This is a genomic window from Anoxybacillus pushchinoensis (genome assembly GCF_900111795.1).
GTDB lineage: Bacteria > Bacillota > Bacilli > Bacillales > Anoxybacillaceae > Anoxybacillus > Anoxybacillus pushchinoensis.
The window spans coordinates 1-14,584 of record NZ_FOJQ01000018.1 but is presented as its reverse complement, the minus strand read 5'-3'; the positions used below and the strand labels follow the sequence as shown (position 1 = coordinate 14,584).

Genomic DNA, 14,584 nt, shown 5'->3' with positions numbered 1-14,584 from the left:
GCAAAAAGGGGGCGAATTTTATTTACAGTTATATTTCAAGACTGTTACAAATAAAAAGAGGATGCACAAAATCGCATCCTCTTACTTTTTCGCAGCTAACCATTCCGCTACTTTATCAGCATCTTCACCGCGAAGTAAGCCGCCTGGCATGCCTCCACGACCGTTGACGATAATATCCTTAATTTCATCTTGAGAAAATTTACCGCCAGTCTTATCTAATGCCGGGCCAACGCCACCTTCTAAGTTTTGGCCGTGACAGCTTGCACATGATTTTTTATACAAAGATTCAGCAGCTGAAACCGCCTCTCCACCAGTCGCTGGCTTTTCTGTTGCAGTATTTCCGCCACCACAGGCCGCTAACACAATCGCCGTACTAGCGAACAAACCGAATAGCTTCTTCTTCATATATGCGTCCCCCTTGTAAACATTTTCATACATTTCTATTATATCGCATCATTTTTATGTTAGACACGTTTAAATCCTTCTCCAAGCACTTCCGCTGCGTCCATAACGACGACAAACGCAGACGGATCAATGGCTTTCACCAATTGTTTCAATTTTGTGAACTCACTTTGTGCTACGACACACATAAGAACAGGCCGCTCTTTTTCTGTATATCCGCCGTATGCATGTAGTTTTGTCACACCGCGGTCAATTTTATGCAAAATCGCTTCACGCACTTCTTCTTCTTTGTTTGTGACGATCATCGCCATTTTCGAGTTACCAAATCCAACTTGAACGAAATCAATCGTCTTACTTGTGACAAATAATGCGATTAACGCATATAACGCCCGTTCTAAATCAAATACGAACGCCGCCGTTAACACAATTAAGCCATCAATTAAAATGACGCATGTCCCTAACGATAAACCCATATATTTGTGAATAATTTGAGCAGCTAAATCCGTTCCTCCCGTTGATGCCCGGCCACGAAATACAATCCCTAATCCTATGCCGACACCAATTCCGCCAAATAACGCCCCAAGTAGAGCGTCGTTTGTTGCCGGTGCGACATCACGCGTCAAATATACGACAAACGGCAAAAAAGCAGTGCCAACTAACGTTTTAATGCCGAACTGTTTTCCAAGCAACAACACGCCTGCGATAAATAGCGGAATGTTAAGAGACCATTGCACGTATGCTGGCTGCCAGCCAAGCGTCGCATGTAAAATAGTACTAATGCCGCTCACACCGCCTGACGCAACACGGTTCGGGAGTAAAAATAAATTAAACGCAACGGCCACAACGGCCGAGCCAACAAGAATGTATACGTATTCGAGCACTTTTTCAACGAATGGATTTGTTATGTTGCTTCTTTTTCGCATGCTTCTCACCTTCCCTCGTGAGTATAGCATGCCCGATATAGGAAGTAAATGACATCGAATTAACGCAATAATGATTTAATATAATGAAGTTAATATAGGTCTCCACGATTTCCAATCGCCTCGATGTAAATTATTTGCTCGTGGTGATCAATGCGGAAAAGAATGCGGTATGTGCCAACACGTAAACGGTACAAACCTTGTTGTCCCCTCATTTTTTAATGTCTCCTTGAGGAGGACTGTAAAGCAATCCTTTTAACGCTATAGCTATCCGTTCTTGTACTTCTTTCTCTTGCTTACAAGAAGTTTTACTGCTTCCTTACGGTAAATCAACTTGTAAGCCAAATTCATGTTTTGCATCACCACCAGTCACATATCCTTCATCTCCTTGTAACTGGCGTTTTTCTTCTCCTGTTAACAACACTTCTTCTTCACTTACTTCTTCCATTTCATCCCACCATTTATGATCTTTTTTTACTCTTTGCAGTAAATGCGATAAAAATTCGTAGGCTGATTTTTGATCGGATTCGCTTAACTGTTCAATCATCTCATGAAGCACTTTTTGTCTACTGCCATGTTATTCCCTCCTTTCGTTATGTCCAGATTATCACGCTCTTTTTTTTAGGCGTCAATAATATACAACAAAAGGTGCCCATGCCGGACACCTTACCCTTGTTTTAATTTAGAGCGTAAATACGCATCGATAAACACATCAATTTCTCCGTCCATCACCGCTTGAACGTTTCCGACTTCCGTATTTGTTCGATGATCTTTCACAAGCGAGTATGGATGGAAGACGTATGAGCGAATTTGGCTTCCCCAGCCGATTTCTTTTTGTTCCCCGCGAATCTCCGCAAGTTCCGCTTGTTGTTCTTCTAATTTCTTTTGATACAATTTCGCTTTTAACATATTCATCGCTTTTTCGCGGTTTTTAATTTGTGAACGTTCCGATTGACACGTCACAACAATGCCAGTTGGAATATGTGTAATGCGTACAGCTGAATCCGTCGTATTGACGTGCTGACCGCCGGCACCGCTTGAGCGATACGTATCCACTTTGATTTCATCTGGACGAACGTCAATTTCAATGTTGTCATCAAATTCAGGGACGACTTCGCACGAAACGAACGACGTATGGCGGCGGCCGGAAGCGTCAAACGGCGAAATGCGTACGAGGCGATGAACACCTTTTTCCGCTTTTAAATATCCGTATGCATTATGCCCTTTAATTAACAACGTGACGCTTTTAATACCTGCTTCCTCACCTGGCAAATAATCGAGCGTTTCCACTTTGTATCCTTTTTTCTCCGCCCAGCGCGTATACATGCGCAACAACATCGATGCCCAGTCTTGTGACTCCGTTCCTCCTGCGCCGGGATGAAGTTCTAAAATAGCATTATTTTTATCGTACGGTTCATTTAATAGTAACTGCAGTTCAAATTCACTAAAGTCTTTCGATAATTTTTTCGCCTCAGCCACGAGCTCTTTTTGTAATTCTTCATCTGGCTCTTCTTTCACAAGCTCGTATGTCACCTCTAAATTTTCAAATCGCTCTTCAAGCGAGCGAAATTCACCAACTAAATCTTTCAACGCATTGGCTTCACTAATGACCACTTGGGCTGCTTTTTGATCGTCCCAGAAATCAGGGGCAGCCATTTGCGCTTCTAGTTGCTCAATGCGCGCCTCTTTCGTTTCGAGGTCAAAGAGACCCCCTAATGTCCGCTAATCGCTTAGCCATTTTTTCAAGCTCTTGCTTAATTTCTACTAAATCAATCATGTCTTTCACCTCAATCATTATTGTACGCAAACGACGATTATCGTCCACAACAATGTTTATATTTTTTTCCGCTTCCGCATGGGCACGGATCATTTCGGCCGACTTCCACCGCTTTTTTCACCGGCTTGCGTTTTACTTCTTCGCCTTCTTTCGGGTGGACAGCCTCCCCTTTAGCAACTTCTTGTCGCTCTAGGTTGCTTTCGATTTCAGCTTTCATAATATAGCGCGCAACTTCTTCTTCAATAGAAGCAATCATCGCTTCAAACATCGCATATCCTTCCATTTGATATTCGCGCAACGGATCAATTTGACCGTACGCACGTAAATGGATGCCTTGACGCAACTGTTCCATCGCATCGATATGTTCCATCCATTTCATATCGACCGCACGCAACACGATGACGCGTTCAAACTCACGCATTTGCTCCGCTGGAATGCGGCTTTCTTTTTCATCGTAACGTGCACGTACTTTATTCCAAATGAATTCAATCATTTCTTCTGGATCTTTGCCGCGCAAGTCGTTGACAGTCACATCTCCTTCTGGAAGGAGGTTCGCTTGCACATAATCAACGATCGCTTGCACGTTCCATTCTTCTGGCATTTCTTCATCTGGTGTATGCATGCGTACAACGCGCTCAATGACCGATTGAATCATTTTTTCAACAATGTCGCGCAAGTTTTCTGAGTCAAGCACTTGGAAACGTTGGCGATAAATAATTTCGCGTTGTTCGCGCAATACATCATCGTACTGCAATAGTTGTTTACGTGCATCAAAGTTGTTCCCCTCGACGCGTTTTTGCGCCGATTCGACCGCTCTAGATACAATTTTGCTTTGAATTGGCTGTGAATCGTCCATCCCTAAGCGATCCATCATCGCCATCATATTTTCTGAACCGAAGCGGCGCATCAGCTCATCTTCAAGCGACAAATAAAATTGCGATACACCAGGGTCGCCTTGACGACCGGAGCGTCCGCGCAGCTGGTTATCGATGCGGCGGCTTTCATGGCGTTCCGTACCGATGACAGCTAAACCGCCAAGTTCCCGTACGCCTTCACCAAGTTTAATGTCCGTTCCTCGTCCTGCCATATTTGTCGCAATCGTTACGGCTCCTTTTTGGCCGGCTTGTGCAATAATTTCCGCTTCTTTCGCATGGTTTTTCGCGTTTAAAACGTTATGGCGAATGCCGCGCTTCGTTAACATGCTTGACAACAATTCAGACGTTTCAATCGACACCGTACCGACGAGGACAGGTTGCCCTTTCGCATGACGTTCTGCGATATCCTCAACAACCGCACGAAACTTTCCTTCCATCGTGCGATAAATTAAATCTGGACGGTCATCGCGAATGACTGGTTTATTTGTCGGAATAACGATGACTTGCATATTGTAAATGTTACGAAACTCTTCTTCTTCTGTTTTTGCTGTTCCCGTCATCCCCGCCAGCTTTTCGTACATGCGGAAATAGTTTTGGAACGTAATCGTCGCAAGCGTCATCGATTCGTTTTGAATCTCAAGCCCTTCTTTCGCTTCGATCGCTTGATGAAGTCCATCGCTATAGCGGCGTCCGCGCATTAAACGACCGGTAAACGGATCGACGATAACGATTTTTCCATCTTCGACAACGTAATCGACGTCGCGCTGCATCACAACATGGGCGCGCAACGCTTGGTTAATATGATGGTTTAACGTCACATGTTTTAGATCGAATAAGTTATCGATCCCAAACGCCCGCTCTGCTTTGTTCATTCCTTCTTCCGTCAGCTGGACGCTTTTCGTTTTTTCATCGTACGTATAGTCGACGTCTCGTTTTAACGTGCGCGCAAATGCGTTCGCTTGAATGTACAATTTTGTTGATTTTTGAGCCGTACCTGAAATAATGAGCGGTGTACGGGCTTCGTCAATTAAAATGGAGTCAACTTCGTCAATGATCGCATAGTGAAGCGGACGTTGAACCATATGTTCTTTATATAGCACCATGTTATCGCGCAAATAGTCGAACCCAAACTCGTTGTTCGTTCCGTATGTAATATCGGCATGGTAAGCCGCTTGTTTTTCTTCACGCGACATATTGCTTAAATTGAGGCCGACAGATAAACCTAAAAACTGATATAACTTTCCCATTTCAGTCGCATCACGGCTCGCTAAATATTCGTTGACCGTTACGACATGAACGCCTTTTCCAGTTAGCGCGTTTAAATATACCGGCATCGTCGCCGTTAACGTTTTTCCTTCCCCTGTTTTCATTTCAGCAATGTTGCCTTCATGAAGGGCGATGCCCCCCATCAATTGCACTTTATACGGATACATGCCGAGTACGCGTTTTGCAGCTTCACGAACGACCGCAAACGCTTCGACAAGCAAATCATCAACCGTCTCTCCTTTTTCAAGTCGAGCTTTAAATTCGTCTGTTTTTTGGCGCAATTGTTCATCAGAAAGCTGCGCCATTTGTGGACCGAGCGCATCAATTTCATTTGCGATTTTTTCTAATCGCGCAATTTGCCGTTTATTTGGATCAAACACTTTTTTCAACATTCCAAGCATATGAAAACGCTCCTTAATTATAGAATCACTAATCTACATGATATCATTTACAGGAAAAGGTGACAACTCATACGGAAGAAAAGAAAAAGCCAGCGTAGGGGACGCTGGGGAGATGTTATCGTTGAGGTGATTGAAGTTGTTCGATCGTTGCTTCGACATGGTGAAGTCGTTTGTTGAGAGCATAAATTTCATAGCCTTTTTCATCAATTTTTTTATAAATATGTCGCAGTAATGTTTGTACATCGTTAGCTAGTTGAATTTCTAAACGATGCACTGTTTCTTTTACGTCGCTTAGTTGCATCTCGACATGTTCCAGACGTTTTTTGACATCACACATTTCTTCTTCGAGACGACTAATGCGCGTGTTTACCTCTTTCATCTCTTGTTCAAGTGCGGTTAAACGAGCTTCCATGTTAGCAAATCGCGCTTCCATTTGTGCGAACCGTTCATCAATTTGCGCGAACCGTTCGTCAATCTGGGCAAATCGCGCTTCCATTTGTGCGAATCGTCTATCTATCTGTGCGAATCGTTCGTCAATTCGAGCAAATTGGTCACGCACTTCTTGTTGAAACTGTAGAAAGTTACTTTCGATATTCGTCAACTTTCCTAAAATTTCACGTAAAATCGCTTCCATCCTTTTTTCACCTCCTTTCACATTATACCACCCCCTGTCTTCATTCGACAGAGAGTGATAGGATTAGTTCGCTTCAATTAAGCCGTATTTGCCGTCTTTCCGTTTGTACACAACGTTTGTACGGTTCGTTTCTGCGTTAATAAAGACGTAAAAGTTATGGCCAAGCATATTCATTTGTAAGATCGCTTCTTCGCTATCCATCGGCTTTAAGCTAAAACGTTTCGTACGCACAATTTCAAATTCTTCTTCCTCATGCTCTTCTGTTGCCACGGGAGGTGTTATTGTGAGAGTCACACCATTTGCTTCTTTTTCGCGCATTTTTCGATTTACTTTTGTTTTATGTTTACGAATTTGGCGTTCAAGTTTATCAACGACCAAATCGATTGCCGCATACATATCGTTATGGCGCTCTTCGGCACGCAATACAATTTGTGGCATTGGGATCGTTACTTCAATTTTCGCCTGTTTATCGTTATATACTTTTAAATTAACGTGAACCGTTACTCCTTCCATTGATTCAAAATAGCGTTCTAATTTCCCGATTTTTTTCTCGACATACTCTCGAATCGCTTGTGTAACCTCGATGTTTTCTCCGCGAATGTTGTACTTCATACGCTGTTCCTCCTTTTATGAAAGGTTGTTTACTTATTTCTACAATTCCCTACAAAACTCCTTCTCAATCGTCACATTTTTTGTGAAAAAATGATGAACAAAACAATGGATAATTATGCTATAATTTATAGATGATGAAAAGCGTTCCTATTTTTTCACTGAGGTGTTATCGCATGCGAAAAGTGCACATGTTTGAAGCAAAAAGCGGCGATGTGCTCGCTGTCGACATTTATGGACCAAACGGAGCTGTTTTGCTTGCGAAAGGGGTAAAACTCACCGACTCATACATTCGTGGACTGCGCGAAAACGGCATTCGCCACATGAAGCAGCTGAATATTTATGCGCAACAGGCAACACGTTGTTTGATTATGAACTCATTAAAACGTTTTTAAAGTATGTTGCTATTTATCCGGTCGGCACAAACATCGTATTAAACACAGGATATCGCGGTGTCGTCTCAAAAATTTTCCCTGAATATCCGCTTCGTCCGGTCATTCGCATTTTACAAAATCCAAACGGTGAAATGCTGAAATCACCGTTTGAAATTGACTTACGAAAAGAAGTAAACATTACAATTACAGAGGCGTTTTAAACGATAGAAGGTGCGATTCGCTCGCACCTTTTTATTATTGCTCCACATACGGACGAAGATGTTGCATCACACTTACTTTCCACGCTTCAAATGCTGGTGCTACATGCTTCTCGACAATTTGTTGCTTCGCATTTGGATCATGTAGCTTTCCGTCTAATTTCCACGCCTCATCGGCTACCGCAGAAAAACGAGCAATTTCCTCTAACACCGCGCGATCATCCGCAAAAAAACGTGCGAGCGAACTCCGATTCGTCTCATCAATTTGACCGAACGCCATAAAAATATCCGCAAGCACAACATCTCCTTGCGTTCGCTCATAGTTCGTAAAACTTTCACATACATACGCAAATCCTTCTTCAATCGTCTCTAAAAGCGCCACGTACTGTTGGATAACTGCTAATTGTTCATGCGATAATTTCACCATTTTCATACCTACCTTTTCTTATCATAAAACATGCCATCAATAGACAGTGGTTCATATGGATGGTTATAATGTTTGACAACCGTTTTCGTTTTTTTCGTTTGCTTTAAGTCGAACTGAATTTGCTGCTTCAATTGCTGTAACTTTTCATCAATCTCGGCATTCAATGCTAATATTTCTTGCCCCATCTTCCGCTCTTCCGCTGTCAAAGAAGAAGGGAGCTTCGCAAGCAACCGCTCCCTCTCCTCAAGCAACTGCTCAATCCGCGCGATCACCTCATCGCGTTTCTCCTTCGATACAGGCTCTCGCAACACATTCGCAAGCTGCCTCGTCGCTTCCAACAGCGTAAAAACAACGCTCATCACGCTTGTCCACCTTGCGCATATTGACGTTGACGATTGATTTGAATGACTTGCTTCCACGTATCGCGAAATTCTTTCACGTACCCTTCTACTTCCTCTAAAATCGTGATGTCGCTTTTAATGTTTGCTTCTACAAGTCGACGATACATATAGTCGTACATCGTCATCATCGACTTCGCGACCTCATATTCCATATTGAGCGTCACCATCAGCTCTTGAATAATTTTTTGCGCTTTCAACAAGTTCGTATTGCGCGCTTCAATATTTTTCTCTTCAATCGCCTTTTTCGCTTGTGCAATAAATTTCAAACAACCGTTGTAAAGCATAAGCGTTAACTCTCCCGGCGACGCTGTTTGCACCGCGTTTGTTTGATAGGACTGATATGGGTTCATCTGTTCAACCTCCTAAATGATTATACCCAGCCGCCAAAAGCGTTCATAAGATACATGCTTTGCCAGTTTGCCCGTTGCACCGCTTTTTCCATCGCGGAAAACTGCTTCCAGTAACGGTCTTCTACTCGTTTTAATCGATCTTCCGCCGCACTAATGCGCGTATCAAGATCGCGAATGCTTTTTCCAATGACATATTGATTCGCAACTTTGAACGTATTTCCTGCTTTATCCTCAATGCTTTTGATCGTCTTTTTTATTTCATCGCGCAGTTGCAAAACGATGCCTTTGTTCGCTCCTTCGCCATTGTTGCTAAAGAGACGATACACCGCTTCTGGATTTTCTTCAATTTTTTGTTTTAACTTGGCTTCGTCAATAATGAGCTTTCCGCCTTCTAAATAGTTTGCTGTCGTCGTGATGCCGATTTGGGCAAGCTGTTGAAACCCTTCTGACGCGGCTTCGACTTTTCGATACAACGCTTGGCGCATGTTAGAAAGGGCGTTTGACAAAATCGAGTCGCCGCGCAAAATGCCGCTTCTCGCTTTCTCTTCCCACTTCTCCGCCTGCTTTTCCGTCAACTGCTCACGCTGCTCATCCGTCAACGGCTGATAATCACGATAACGAGTTTCTTTTAACTTTTTATTGATCTCATCAATCGTTTCATTATATTTATCAACGAACGATTTAATCGAGTTAAAAATCGCATCCGTATTTGTTGTTGATGAAATCGTTACCGTCCCGGTATGCGTGTTTTTCAACGTATACGTCATACCGTTAATCGTAAACGTGTTCGACGGACGCTCTGTCGTAAGACCGTTAATTGTAAATTTGGCGTTTTGTCCTGTTCCTGGATCTTGTTGTAAAAACGTTTTTGTGATTTTATTTGATGGATCACTTGAATCAACCTGTATATCTAGGTTAAATCCTAATTTAGTGAAAAGTTCTGCACCGCTTGTAACTTCAATAGAAGATCCGCTACCCGTTTGATTTTTAGTAATAACCATTTTCTGTGTAAAATCATCGTAAAACGCACGAACGCCTAACGTCGCGTTGCTGTTTAATTTATTAATAAGCGTATTTAACGTATCTGTATTCGGATCGATTGAAATGCTGACGGTTTCTGGCGTCGTACTTCCCGGTTTTGTCACTTGAAACTCTAAGGAGTTCGGTACGTTACTTTCACCAAACTGACTGGCAAGTGAAGCATTTACGTCTACTGCTCCACCCCCTGTTTTTTCAATTGCTCCCGATGTCCATCTTGCTGCGGTTGCAAGTTGCGTAATGTTGCTAATCTCAACTGTTTGATTTGACGCGCTCGGCGTGCTTGTAGCAGTGACGATATTTTCGTTTGAGCTCGTCACTTTTTTCTGTAAAAACGTACTTTGGCGCATAACGACATCAAAAATCATGCGGTCTAAATCATTCAACAACCGGTTCATATCGCGATATGCATCGCGCTGCCATTCAAGCAATTGCTTTTTTTGTTTTAATTTATCAATTGGCGCACGCTCGACTTTCATTAAATCCCGCACAATTTGATCGATATCCATTCCGCTTGCCAATCCACCAATTCGCATCATGCTCATAACTTACCACCTCCTAAATTTTTCGGTCAACGATTAACCCGACAAACTTCATCATCGCCGCGTACATATCTAGCAATTTTTTCGGCGGAATTTCGCGCACAACTTCCTTCGTTCGATCATCGATTAGTTGAATATAATACTCTTTTAAATCTTCATGTACCGCAAATTTTAGCGACGTATGGCTCGGCTGTAAAAATTCATTCATTCCTTTGACGATTTCTTCAAGTTTTTCTTTTGAAATTTCTTTTGAAGTACGCTCTTCTTCTTGTTTTGCGTTCATTTGCTGTACAGTGGTTTGCTCTTGTTTTTGCTGCTCTGCTGGACGCTCTGTCGTTTTTTCATACATATATGTGGAAGAAAGAGAAGAAGAAATACGTTCAATCATCACCGTTCGCCCCTTTGACATATACGTTTCTACTGTTTATATCGGTTAGAAAAGAAAAATATGAAGTCATTTCGTACATAAACAAACGAGAGTGAAACAGCGAAATAAAAAATTAATCCTATTAATCGACATAAAAAGAGGCACTAGCCAAGCTAATGCCTTGTTGTTGAGCATGCAGTTAATTAACAATATTACAGGTAATTAAAGTTTATACTGTCACCAAAAGCCCCATTTTCAAATTTGAATGAAACGTAATACAAGCATTTTTGTTAATTAAGCATCCCTACTTCTTTCAAATGTTGCCAAGCTTTTGTAATATGCTTCTCTTTAAATATCTTCCGTTTCCGTTCGTTCCAATTGTGAATTTCTTCAACGATTGACTGAATATCATCTTTTATATCTGGATTTTCCTTAACAACCCAATGTACAGTTGAAAGCAATTCTAGCCCATATGGAGTTTCAAACCCTTGAATAATATCCCTTACTCTTTTTAAGTGCTTATAGGCTTCGGAATCGTCCATCAAATACTGCTCCGCTTTTTGGACTGCATCTGGTATTAAGTAAATTTCTGTATCTCTGCTGCGATCGCCAAAACCACGAATAAAATGGCCATCTAAGCGCAATAATACATGATTTAAATTGTCTGCATATGGACCATATTTGCTTTTTTCAAATCTTAGTTTAAGGGGTTCCCCTACTGCTTGGAGAAAATACGCTAGCTTTTGCACTTCAAGCAAAGATAGCCGATAACCTGGAATGGAGTAATCATTCATTAGCATAAGAAATAATGCTCTAGATCTTGTCATTTTCGGTTTTTCCGTACGTATCTTTATTTGATCGGGTTTAGGGCTTCCTGCAGGCTCGTATAAATGTACTTCCACCTCTTTTAAATGCTTAAAAGCCGCTTCAATTTTAGGACGTACTTCAGCCCATTTTAATCCGCCATTTCCACACCCAAGCGGTGGAATCGCAATTGATTTTATATTAAGTTCCTTAACCACCTTTACTAAATCCACTAACCCTAATTCTATATCTTCCATCCGGGATTTATTTTTCCAATGGCGCTTTGTGGGAAAATTAATAATATATTTTGGGTTCAATAATGATTTAGTGGAAACGACATGCATTTTGCCTGGCTGCACTTCCTTGCGGCGGCAAGCCTTTTCATACTCCGAAAACATTTCTGGATAAGCTTGCTTAAATTGCAGTGCAATTCCTTTCCCCATCACTCCGACACAATTGACCGTATTCACCAAAGCTTCTGCTTCATCTTCCAAGAGATTGCCTTGTTTTAGGATGATCATTTCGCCACCTCCTTCAGTAGTACCAATGCGGCCTGACAGCTATTGGTTTATGGCAATGACATTGGTACATAATCTCTTCAACTTTTTGCTATCTTACATTACACAAAATTCTTGACGGTACCATCTAATTCGATACCAATTTGTGCGAGTGCATCCGTATCAAAAATGGTCGTAGCGCACCCTGTGTCCAATAACACATCCGTTAAAAGAACAGCTTTTTCACCACGCTTTATTTCAACGGAAACAATAGGCAATCCATTTTCTATTCTTATATTCATACTCTCCCCCGAATTCCTATAAAATATTGTTCTTCTACCTCTATTTCTTCTTTACTTGTATGAAAAATATATAATTCTTTCTCCGGAAAAGTTTTGTGCTGTTGCTTATAACCATTCCATGCATCGGACGCACTATGATACTGATCGATCACTTCCATTTCCTCAATGATCCGTTTGCCATTTTGCGAATAAGCCGAAATAGCCTCCACCAAAACAAATTGATTCGGACATTGCTTACGTAACTCTGACCATTTCATTTGTTTCCCTCCATCTCTTTTTATTCCATTTTATCACTAATCGCCTTTACATATATAAAGCAACAGATGACAGGCAGTATGAGTAAACTTAACGTCAATGCCCAGTTAAAAACAAACTACTCTAAAAACTCCCTGCCTTTTTTCTTTCCCGATTAGGGTTCTGTTCGATATTGAACAAAAATTTTAAACAGTATCCACAAGTAATCAGTAAATTTTCGTACCCCTCCTACCATCTTAAGTACATAACAGGGGAATAAGTTAATGATTGCCACAGAAATTTTTCATATATCGGTTGTTTCACCATCATTTCTAACGCATCTACCCGTTAGCCGCCAAATAAGATATAATAAGAATACAAATATTGTATAAAGGAGAGATTGTAAATGGGAATGGAGAATTTAGAGGAATTTTTAACAAAGAAAAAGGAACAAACCGAAAAAAATAAAATTGACTGGGAACAGAAAAAACAGCAATGGCTAATGGAAATTACAACATTTTATAAGCAAATTCAATCGTTCCTTACACCACTTCAGGAAAAGGGACTGTTATCTTTTGAATGGGAAGAAGTTAAGAAATATGAAGAATACCTTGGCGAATATACGACAAGGAAATTATATGTAAACTTTCCTGATCAACAAGTAGTAATAGAGCCAATTGGAAAAAATATTATAGGCGCCATGGGAAGAATAGACATGATTGGTAAAAATGGAAATATTATGTTTTTATTAGTGGATAAAGAAGCAGAATCACCAAAAATTATGGTTCATTTTGGCGATGGACTGTCAAAAGGTTTAGAAAAAATTCGTGAAACGAAAAATCCCGAATATGCTTGGAAAATTGCGACTCCTCCCCCAAACATAAAATTTATTGACTTGAACAAAGATTCCTTTTCTGATGCCTTGTTAGGAGTTATTGCCGAGTGAAGAGACGCATCACATTTTCGGGGGAGAATAAAAGCCTTGAAGATATTGTGAATTTTTATAATCTATGTAAAAGCGCACTTTTAAAATACAAAGAAAATATCAAAAAAGGGCTAGAAATACCCGAAGAATTCATCGGTTTTACACCGGAGAAATTGGATCAATATTTTAAAGATAAAATTAAGGAGCTGGAAAATCTAACGTGTTTAGACTTATTGGCCGCTGTGGAAGCAAAACTGAGAATAGACTATCTAACAAGAGTATATAATCGTAAAAAAGATAACCTTAGCAGAATATTCCGATGTATTTACAAAGACAAAGCAGAACGCGCTTCTCTCGATGAAGATATTCTCGAAAGCTGGAAAGAGCAATATCCACAGGCGAAAAAATATATTAGCGATTATAAAGGCGCACTGCAATTGCGCCATTGGTTGGCTCATGGGCGGTATTGGACACCAAAGCTGGGGAAGAAATATGACCTGTTAACAGTATACACGATATGTAAAAACTTAGTCGATTATTTGCAAATATAAAGAGAGACAGCAACTATTCAGCCTCCAACTAGAGAAAGTTAGAAAGATGCGTTTAAAACACGTGTGTTGATTAACCAATAATATCCATAAAAACATAGACCCTGAATCCGTGATGAATTGAAATCGACTTTGATTTTGTTGTAATTTTTATGGATTGATAATCCATAAAACCCTTTTTATGCTTATGACCTATGTCATCTCTATTTCCGAAAATGGAACAAATCTCTTTTTTAGGTATACGAACCAAAAAATAGACAAAAAAGCCCAGGGAGTGACGTTGGACATCAGCGCTCGAACATTCGTTCGTTATCTTGCCTCTCTCCATTTCTGATAGACGTTCAGTAGGGGCTCGCTATAGCCACTCCTTCGCGTCAGTTTCATCCAGATCTGTCGTGATCGGCGGACGAGTCGCCCTGCCATCGTGATCACCGTCTGAATGATCGTCTTGATGCGGCGGCGTTTCACTTTATGATGTAATGGATGTCTCGGATCGCTTAATAGATCTTGTCCAATCAGACGAAGAAGGTTGTACACGAATGCTCCCATGACTAACACGAGCGCATTCGTTTTCATCTTCCCAGATGGAAGTCGCTCTAAATCTAAGTCGCTTTTCAGTTCGCTATGAAACTGTTCGCATGTCGCATGATCATGATACAATGCGAGCACATCA

20 protein-coding genes and 1 pseudogene are annotated in these 14,584 nt (G+C 41.1%); 4 read left to right on the top strand and 17 right to left on the bottom strand.

The window, feature by feature from the left end:
* Positions 1 to 81: 81 nt before the first annotated feature.
* From cccB to hpf, 8 genes and pseudogenes are all read right to left on the bottom strand, one after another.
* Positions 82 to 405 carry a cytochrome c551 gene (gene cccB, locus BM213_RS06815; RefSeq protein ID WP_091702304.1) on the bottom strand — a complete coding sequence of 108 codons (324 nt, stop codon included), beginning with the start codon at positions 403 to 405 and terminating at the stop codon, positions 82 to 84.
* Between the two features lie 59 nt (positions 406 to 464).
* Complete coding sequence (locus BM213_RS06810) at positions 465 to 1,325, bottom strand: YitT family protein (protein ID WP_091702301.1); 861 nt, start codon at positions 1,323 to 1,325, stop codon at positions 465 to 467.
* A gap of 89 nt (positions 1,326 to 1,414) precedes the next feature.
* Positions 1,415 to 1,673 (bottom strand): annotated as a pseudogene (locus BM213_RS06805) (type II toxin-antitoxin system RelE family toxin).
* Complete coding sequence (locus tag BM213_RS06800; RefSeq protein ID WP_208601878.1) at positions 1,642 to 1,869, bottom strand: hypothetical protein; 228 nt, start codon at positions 1,867 to 1,869, stop codon at positions 1,642 to 1,644. The pseudogene BM213_RS06805 and the gene BM213_RS06800 overlap by 32 nt, the downstream one beginning before the upstream one ends.
* 119 nt (positions 1,870 to 1,988) lie before the next feature.
* A protein-coding gene (prfB, locus tag BM213_RS06795; RefSeq protein WP_128682681.1) for a peptide chain release factor 2 occupies positions 1,989 to 3,096 on the bottom strand; the annotation gives its coding sequence in 2 pieces (ribosomal slippage) (positions 1,989 to 3,023 and positions 3,025 to 3,096; 1,107 coding nt in all).
* A 40-nt stretch (positions 3,097 to 3,136) separates the two neighbouring features.
* Positions 3,137 to 5,641 carry a preprotein translocase subunit SecA gene (secA, locus tag BM213_RS06790; protein WP_091702298.1) on the bottom strand — a complete coding sequence of 835 codons (2,505 nt, stop codon included), beginning with the start codon at positions 5,639 to 5,641 and terminating at the stop codon, positions 3,137 to 3,139.
* Between the two features lie 115 nt (positions 5,642 to 5,756).
* The gene (locus BM213_RS06785; protein WP_091702369.1) at positions 5,757 to 6,275 is read right to left on the bottom strand and encodes a hypothetical protein; all 519 of its coding nucleotides are present in this window, start codon (positions 6,273 to 6,275) and stop codon (positions 5,757 to 5,759) included.
* 63 nt (positions 6,276 to 6,338) lie between these two features.
* Positions 6,339 to 6,887: a ribosome hibernation-promoting factor, HPF/YfiA family gene (gene hpf, locus BM213_RS06780; protein ID WP_091702295.1), complete on the bottom strand. Its 549-nt coding sequence runs from the start codon at positions 6,885 to 6,887 to the stop codon at positions 6,339 to 6,341.
* Positions 6,888 to 7,060: 173 nt separating this feature from the next.
* On the opposite strand from hpf, the gene BM213_RS06775 reads away from it, so the two are divergent.
* Together BM213_RS06775 and BM213_RS06770 are read left to right on the top strand one after the other, a co-directional pair.
* Positions 7,061 to 7,279 (top strand): hypothetical protein, encoded by a 219-nt coding sequence (locus tag BM213_RS06775; protein WP_091702293.1) that lies wholly within the window; start codon positions 7,061 to 7,063, stop codon positions 7,277 to 7,279.
* Positions 7,246 to 7,479 (top strand): hypothetical protein, encoded by a 234-nt coding sequence (locus BM213_RS06770; RefSeq protein WP_244149207.1) that lies wholly within the window; start codon positions 7,246 to 7,248, stop codon positions 7,477 to 7,479. The genes BM213_RS06775 and BM213_RS06770 overlap by 34 nt, the downstream gene beginning before the upstream one ends.
* A gap of 34 nt (positions 7,480 to 7,513) precedes the next feature.
* Here BM213_RS06770 and BM213_RS06765 read toward each other — a convergent pair whose 3' ends face one another.
* The 8 genes from BM213_RS06765 to BM213_RS06730 form a co-directional block, all read right to left on the bottom strand.
* On the bottom strand, positions 7,514 to 7,903 hold the full coding sequence (locus tag BM213_RS06765; protein ID WP_091702290.1) for a DUF8042 domain-containing protein: 390 nt from the start codon (positions 7,901 to 7,903) through the stop codon (positions 7,514 to 7,516).
* An 8-nt stretch (positions 7,904 to 7,911) separates the two neighbouring features.
* Entirely contained in the window at positions 7,912 to 8,262 is a 351-nt protein-coding gene (gene fliT / locus BM213_RS06760) for a flagellar protein FliT (RefSeq protein ID WP_004892626.1), read from the bottom strand.
* Positions 8,262 to 8,654 (bottom strand): flagellar export chaperone FliS, encoded by a 393-nt coding sequence (gene fliS, locus BM213_RS06755; protein ID WP_091702288.1) that lies wholly within the window; start codon positions 8,652 to 8,654, stop codon positions 8,262 to 8,264. Before fliS ends, fliT begins: the two co-directional genes overlap by 1 nt.
* A gap of 20 nt (positions 8,655 to 8,674) precedes the next feature.
* Positions 8,675 to 10,237 (bottom strand): flagellar hook-associated protein 2, encoded by a 1,563-nt coding sequence (locus BM213_RS06750; protein ID WP_091702285.1) that lies wholly within the window; start codon positions 10,235 to 10,237, stop codon positions 8,675 to 8,677.
* A 13-nt stretch (positions 10,238 to 10,250) separates the two neighbouring features.
* Positions 10,251 to 10,622 carry a flagellar protein FlaG gene (flaG, locus tag BM213_RS06745; RefSeq protein ID WP_091702282.1) on the bottom strand — a complete coding sequence of 124 codons (372 nt, stop codon included), beginning with the start codon at positions 10,620 to 10,622 and terminating at the stop codon, positions 10,251 to 10,253.
* 269 nt (positions 10,623 to 10,891) lie between these two features.
* Positions 10,892 to 11,926, bottom strand: a complete 1,035-nt coding sequence (gene darG / locus BM213_RS06740) for a type II toxin-antitoxin system antitoxin DNA ADP-ribosyl glycohydrolase DarG (RefSeq protein ID WP_091702280.1) — start codon at positions 11,924 to 11,926, stop codon at positions 10,892 to 10,894.
* Between the two features lie 98 nt (positions 11,927 to 12,024).
* Positions 12,025 to 12,204 (bottom strand): hypothetical protein, encoded by a 180-nt coding sequence (locus tag BM213_RS06735; RefSeq protein WP_091702277.1) that lies wholly within the window; start codon positions 12,202 to 12,204, stop codon positions 12,025 to 12,027.
* Positions 12,201 to 12,461 (bottom strand): hypothetical protein, encoded by a 261-nt coding sequence (locus tag BM213_RS06730; protein WP_091702274.1) that lies wholly within the window; start codon positions 12,459 to 12,461, stop codon positions 12,201 to 12,203. The genes BM213_RS06735 and BM213_RS06730 overlap by 4 nt, the downstream gene beginning before the upstream one ends.
* 383 nt (positions 12,462 to 12,844) lie before the next feature.
* Between BM213_RS06730 and BM213_RS06725 the strand changes: the two genes are divergently transcribed.
* On the top strand, positions 12,845 to 13,384 hold the full coding sequence (locus tag BM213_RS06725; RefSeq protein ID WP_091702272.1) for a hypothetical protein: 540 nt from the start codon (positions 12,845 to 12,847) through the stop codon (positions 13,382 to 13,384).
* Complete coding sequence (locus BM213_RS06720; protein ID WP_091702269.1) at positions 13,381 to 13,914, top strand: hypothetical protein; 534 nt, start codon at positions 13,381 to 13,383, stop codon at positions 13,912 to 13,914. The genes BM213_RS06725 and BM213_RS06720 overlap by 4 nt, the downstream gene beginning before the upstream one ends.
* A gap of 306 nt (positions 13,915 to 14,220) precedes the next feature.
* On the opposite strand, the gene BM213_RS06715 is transcribed toward BM213_RS06720, so the two are convergent.
* Positions 14,221 to 14,584, bottom strand: a 364-nt coding sequence (locus BM213_RS06715; RefSeq protein WP_208601877.1) for a transposase, incomplete at its 5' end; no start/stop codon positions are given.

Bases quoted from the DNA above. Each gene is read 5' to 3' on its own strand.
- BM213_RS06730 (WP_091702274.1), bottom strand. From the start codon at position 12,461: ATGAAATGGTCAGAGTTACGTAAGCAATGTCCGAATCAATTTGTTTTG.
- BM213_RS06725 (WP_091702272.1), top strand. From the start codon at position 12,845: ATGGGAATGGAGAATTTAGAGGAATTTTTAACAAAGAAAAAGGAACAA.
- BM213_RS06750 (WP_091702285.1), bottom strand. From the start codon at position 10,237: ATGAGCATGATGCGAATTGGTGGATTGGCAAGCGGAATGGATATCGAT.
- cccB (WP_091702304.1), bottom strand. From the start codon at position 405: ATGAAGAAGAAGCTATTCGGTTTGTTCGCTAGTACGGCGATTGTGTTA.
- BM213_RS06800 (WP_208601878.1), bottom strand. From the start codon at position 1,869: ATGATTGAACAGTTAAGCGAATCCGATCAAAAATCAGCCTACGAATTT.
- darG (WP_091702280.1), bottom strand. From the start codon at position 11,926: ATGATCATCCTAAAACAAGGCAATCTCTTGGAAGATGAAGCAGAAGCT.
- BM213_RS06735 (WP_091702277.1), bottom strand. From the start codon at position 12,204: ATGAATATAAGAATAGAAAATGGATTGCCTATTGTTTCCGTTGAAATA.
- BM213_RS06765 (WP_091702290.1), bottom strand. From the start codon at position 7,903: ATGGTGAAATTATCGCATGAACAATTAGCAGTTATCCAACAGTACGTG.
- BM213_RS06775 (WP_091702293.1), top strand. From the start codon at position 7,061: ATGCGAAAAGTGCACATGTTTGAAGCAAAAAGCGGCGATGTGCTCGCT.
- BM213_RS06810 (WP_091702301.1), bottom strand. From the start codon at position 1,325: ATGCGAAAAAGAAGCAACATAACAAATCCATTCGTTGAAAAAGTGCTC.
- flaG (WP_091702282.1), bottom strand. From the start codon at position 10,622: ATGATTGAACGTATTTCTTCTTCTCTTTCTTCCACATATATGTATGAA.
- BM213_RS06785 (WP_091702369.1), bottom strand. From the start codon at position 6,275: ATGGAAGCGATTTTACGTGAAATTTTAGGAAAGTTGACGAATATCGAA.
- fliS (WP_091702288.1), bottom strand. From the start codon at position 8,654: ATGAACCCATATCAGTCCTATCAAACAAACGCGGTGCAAACAGCGTCG.
- fliT (WP_004892626.1), bottom strand. From the start codon at position 8,262: ATGAGCGTTGTTTTTACGCTGTTGGAAGCGACGAGGCAGCTTGCGAAT.
- hpf (WP_091702295.1), bottom strand. From the start codon at position 6,887: ATGAAGTACAACATTCGCGGAGAAAACATCGAGGTTACACAAGCGATT.
- secA (WP_091702298.1), bottom strand. From the start codon at position 5,641: ATGCTTGGAATGTTGAAAAAAGTGTTTGATCCAAATAAACGGCAAATT.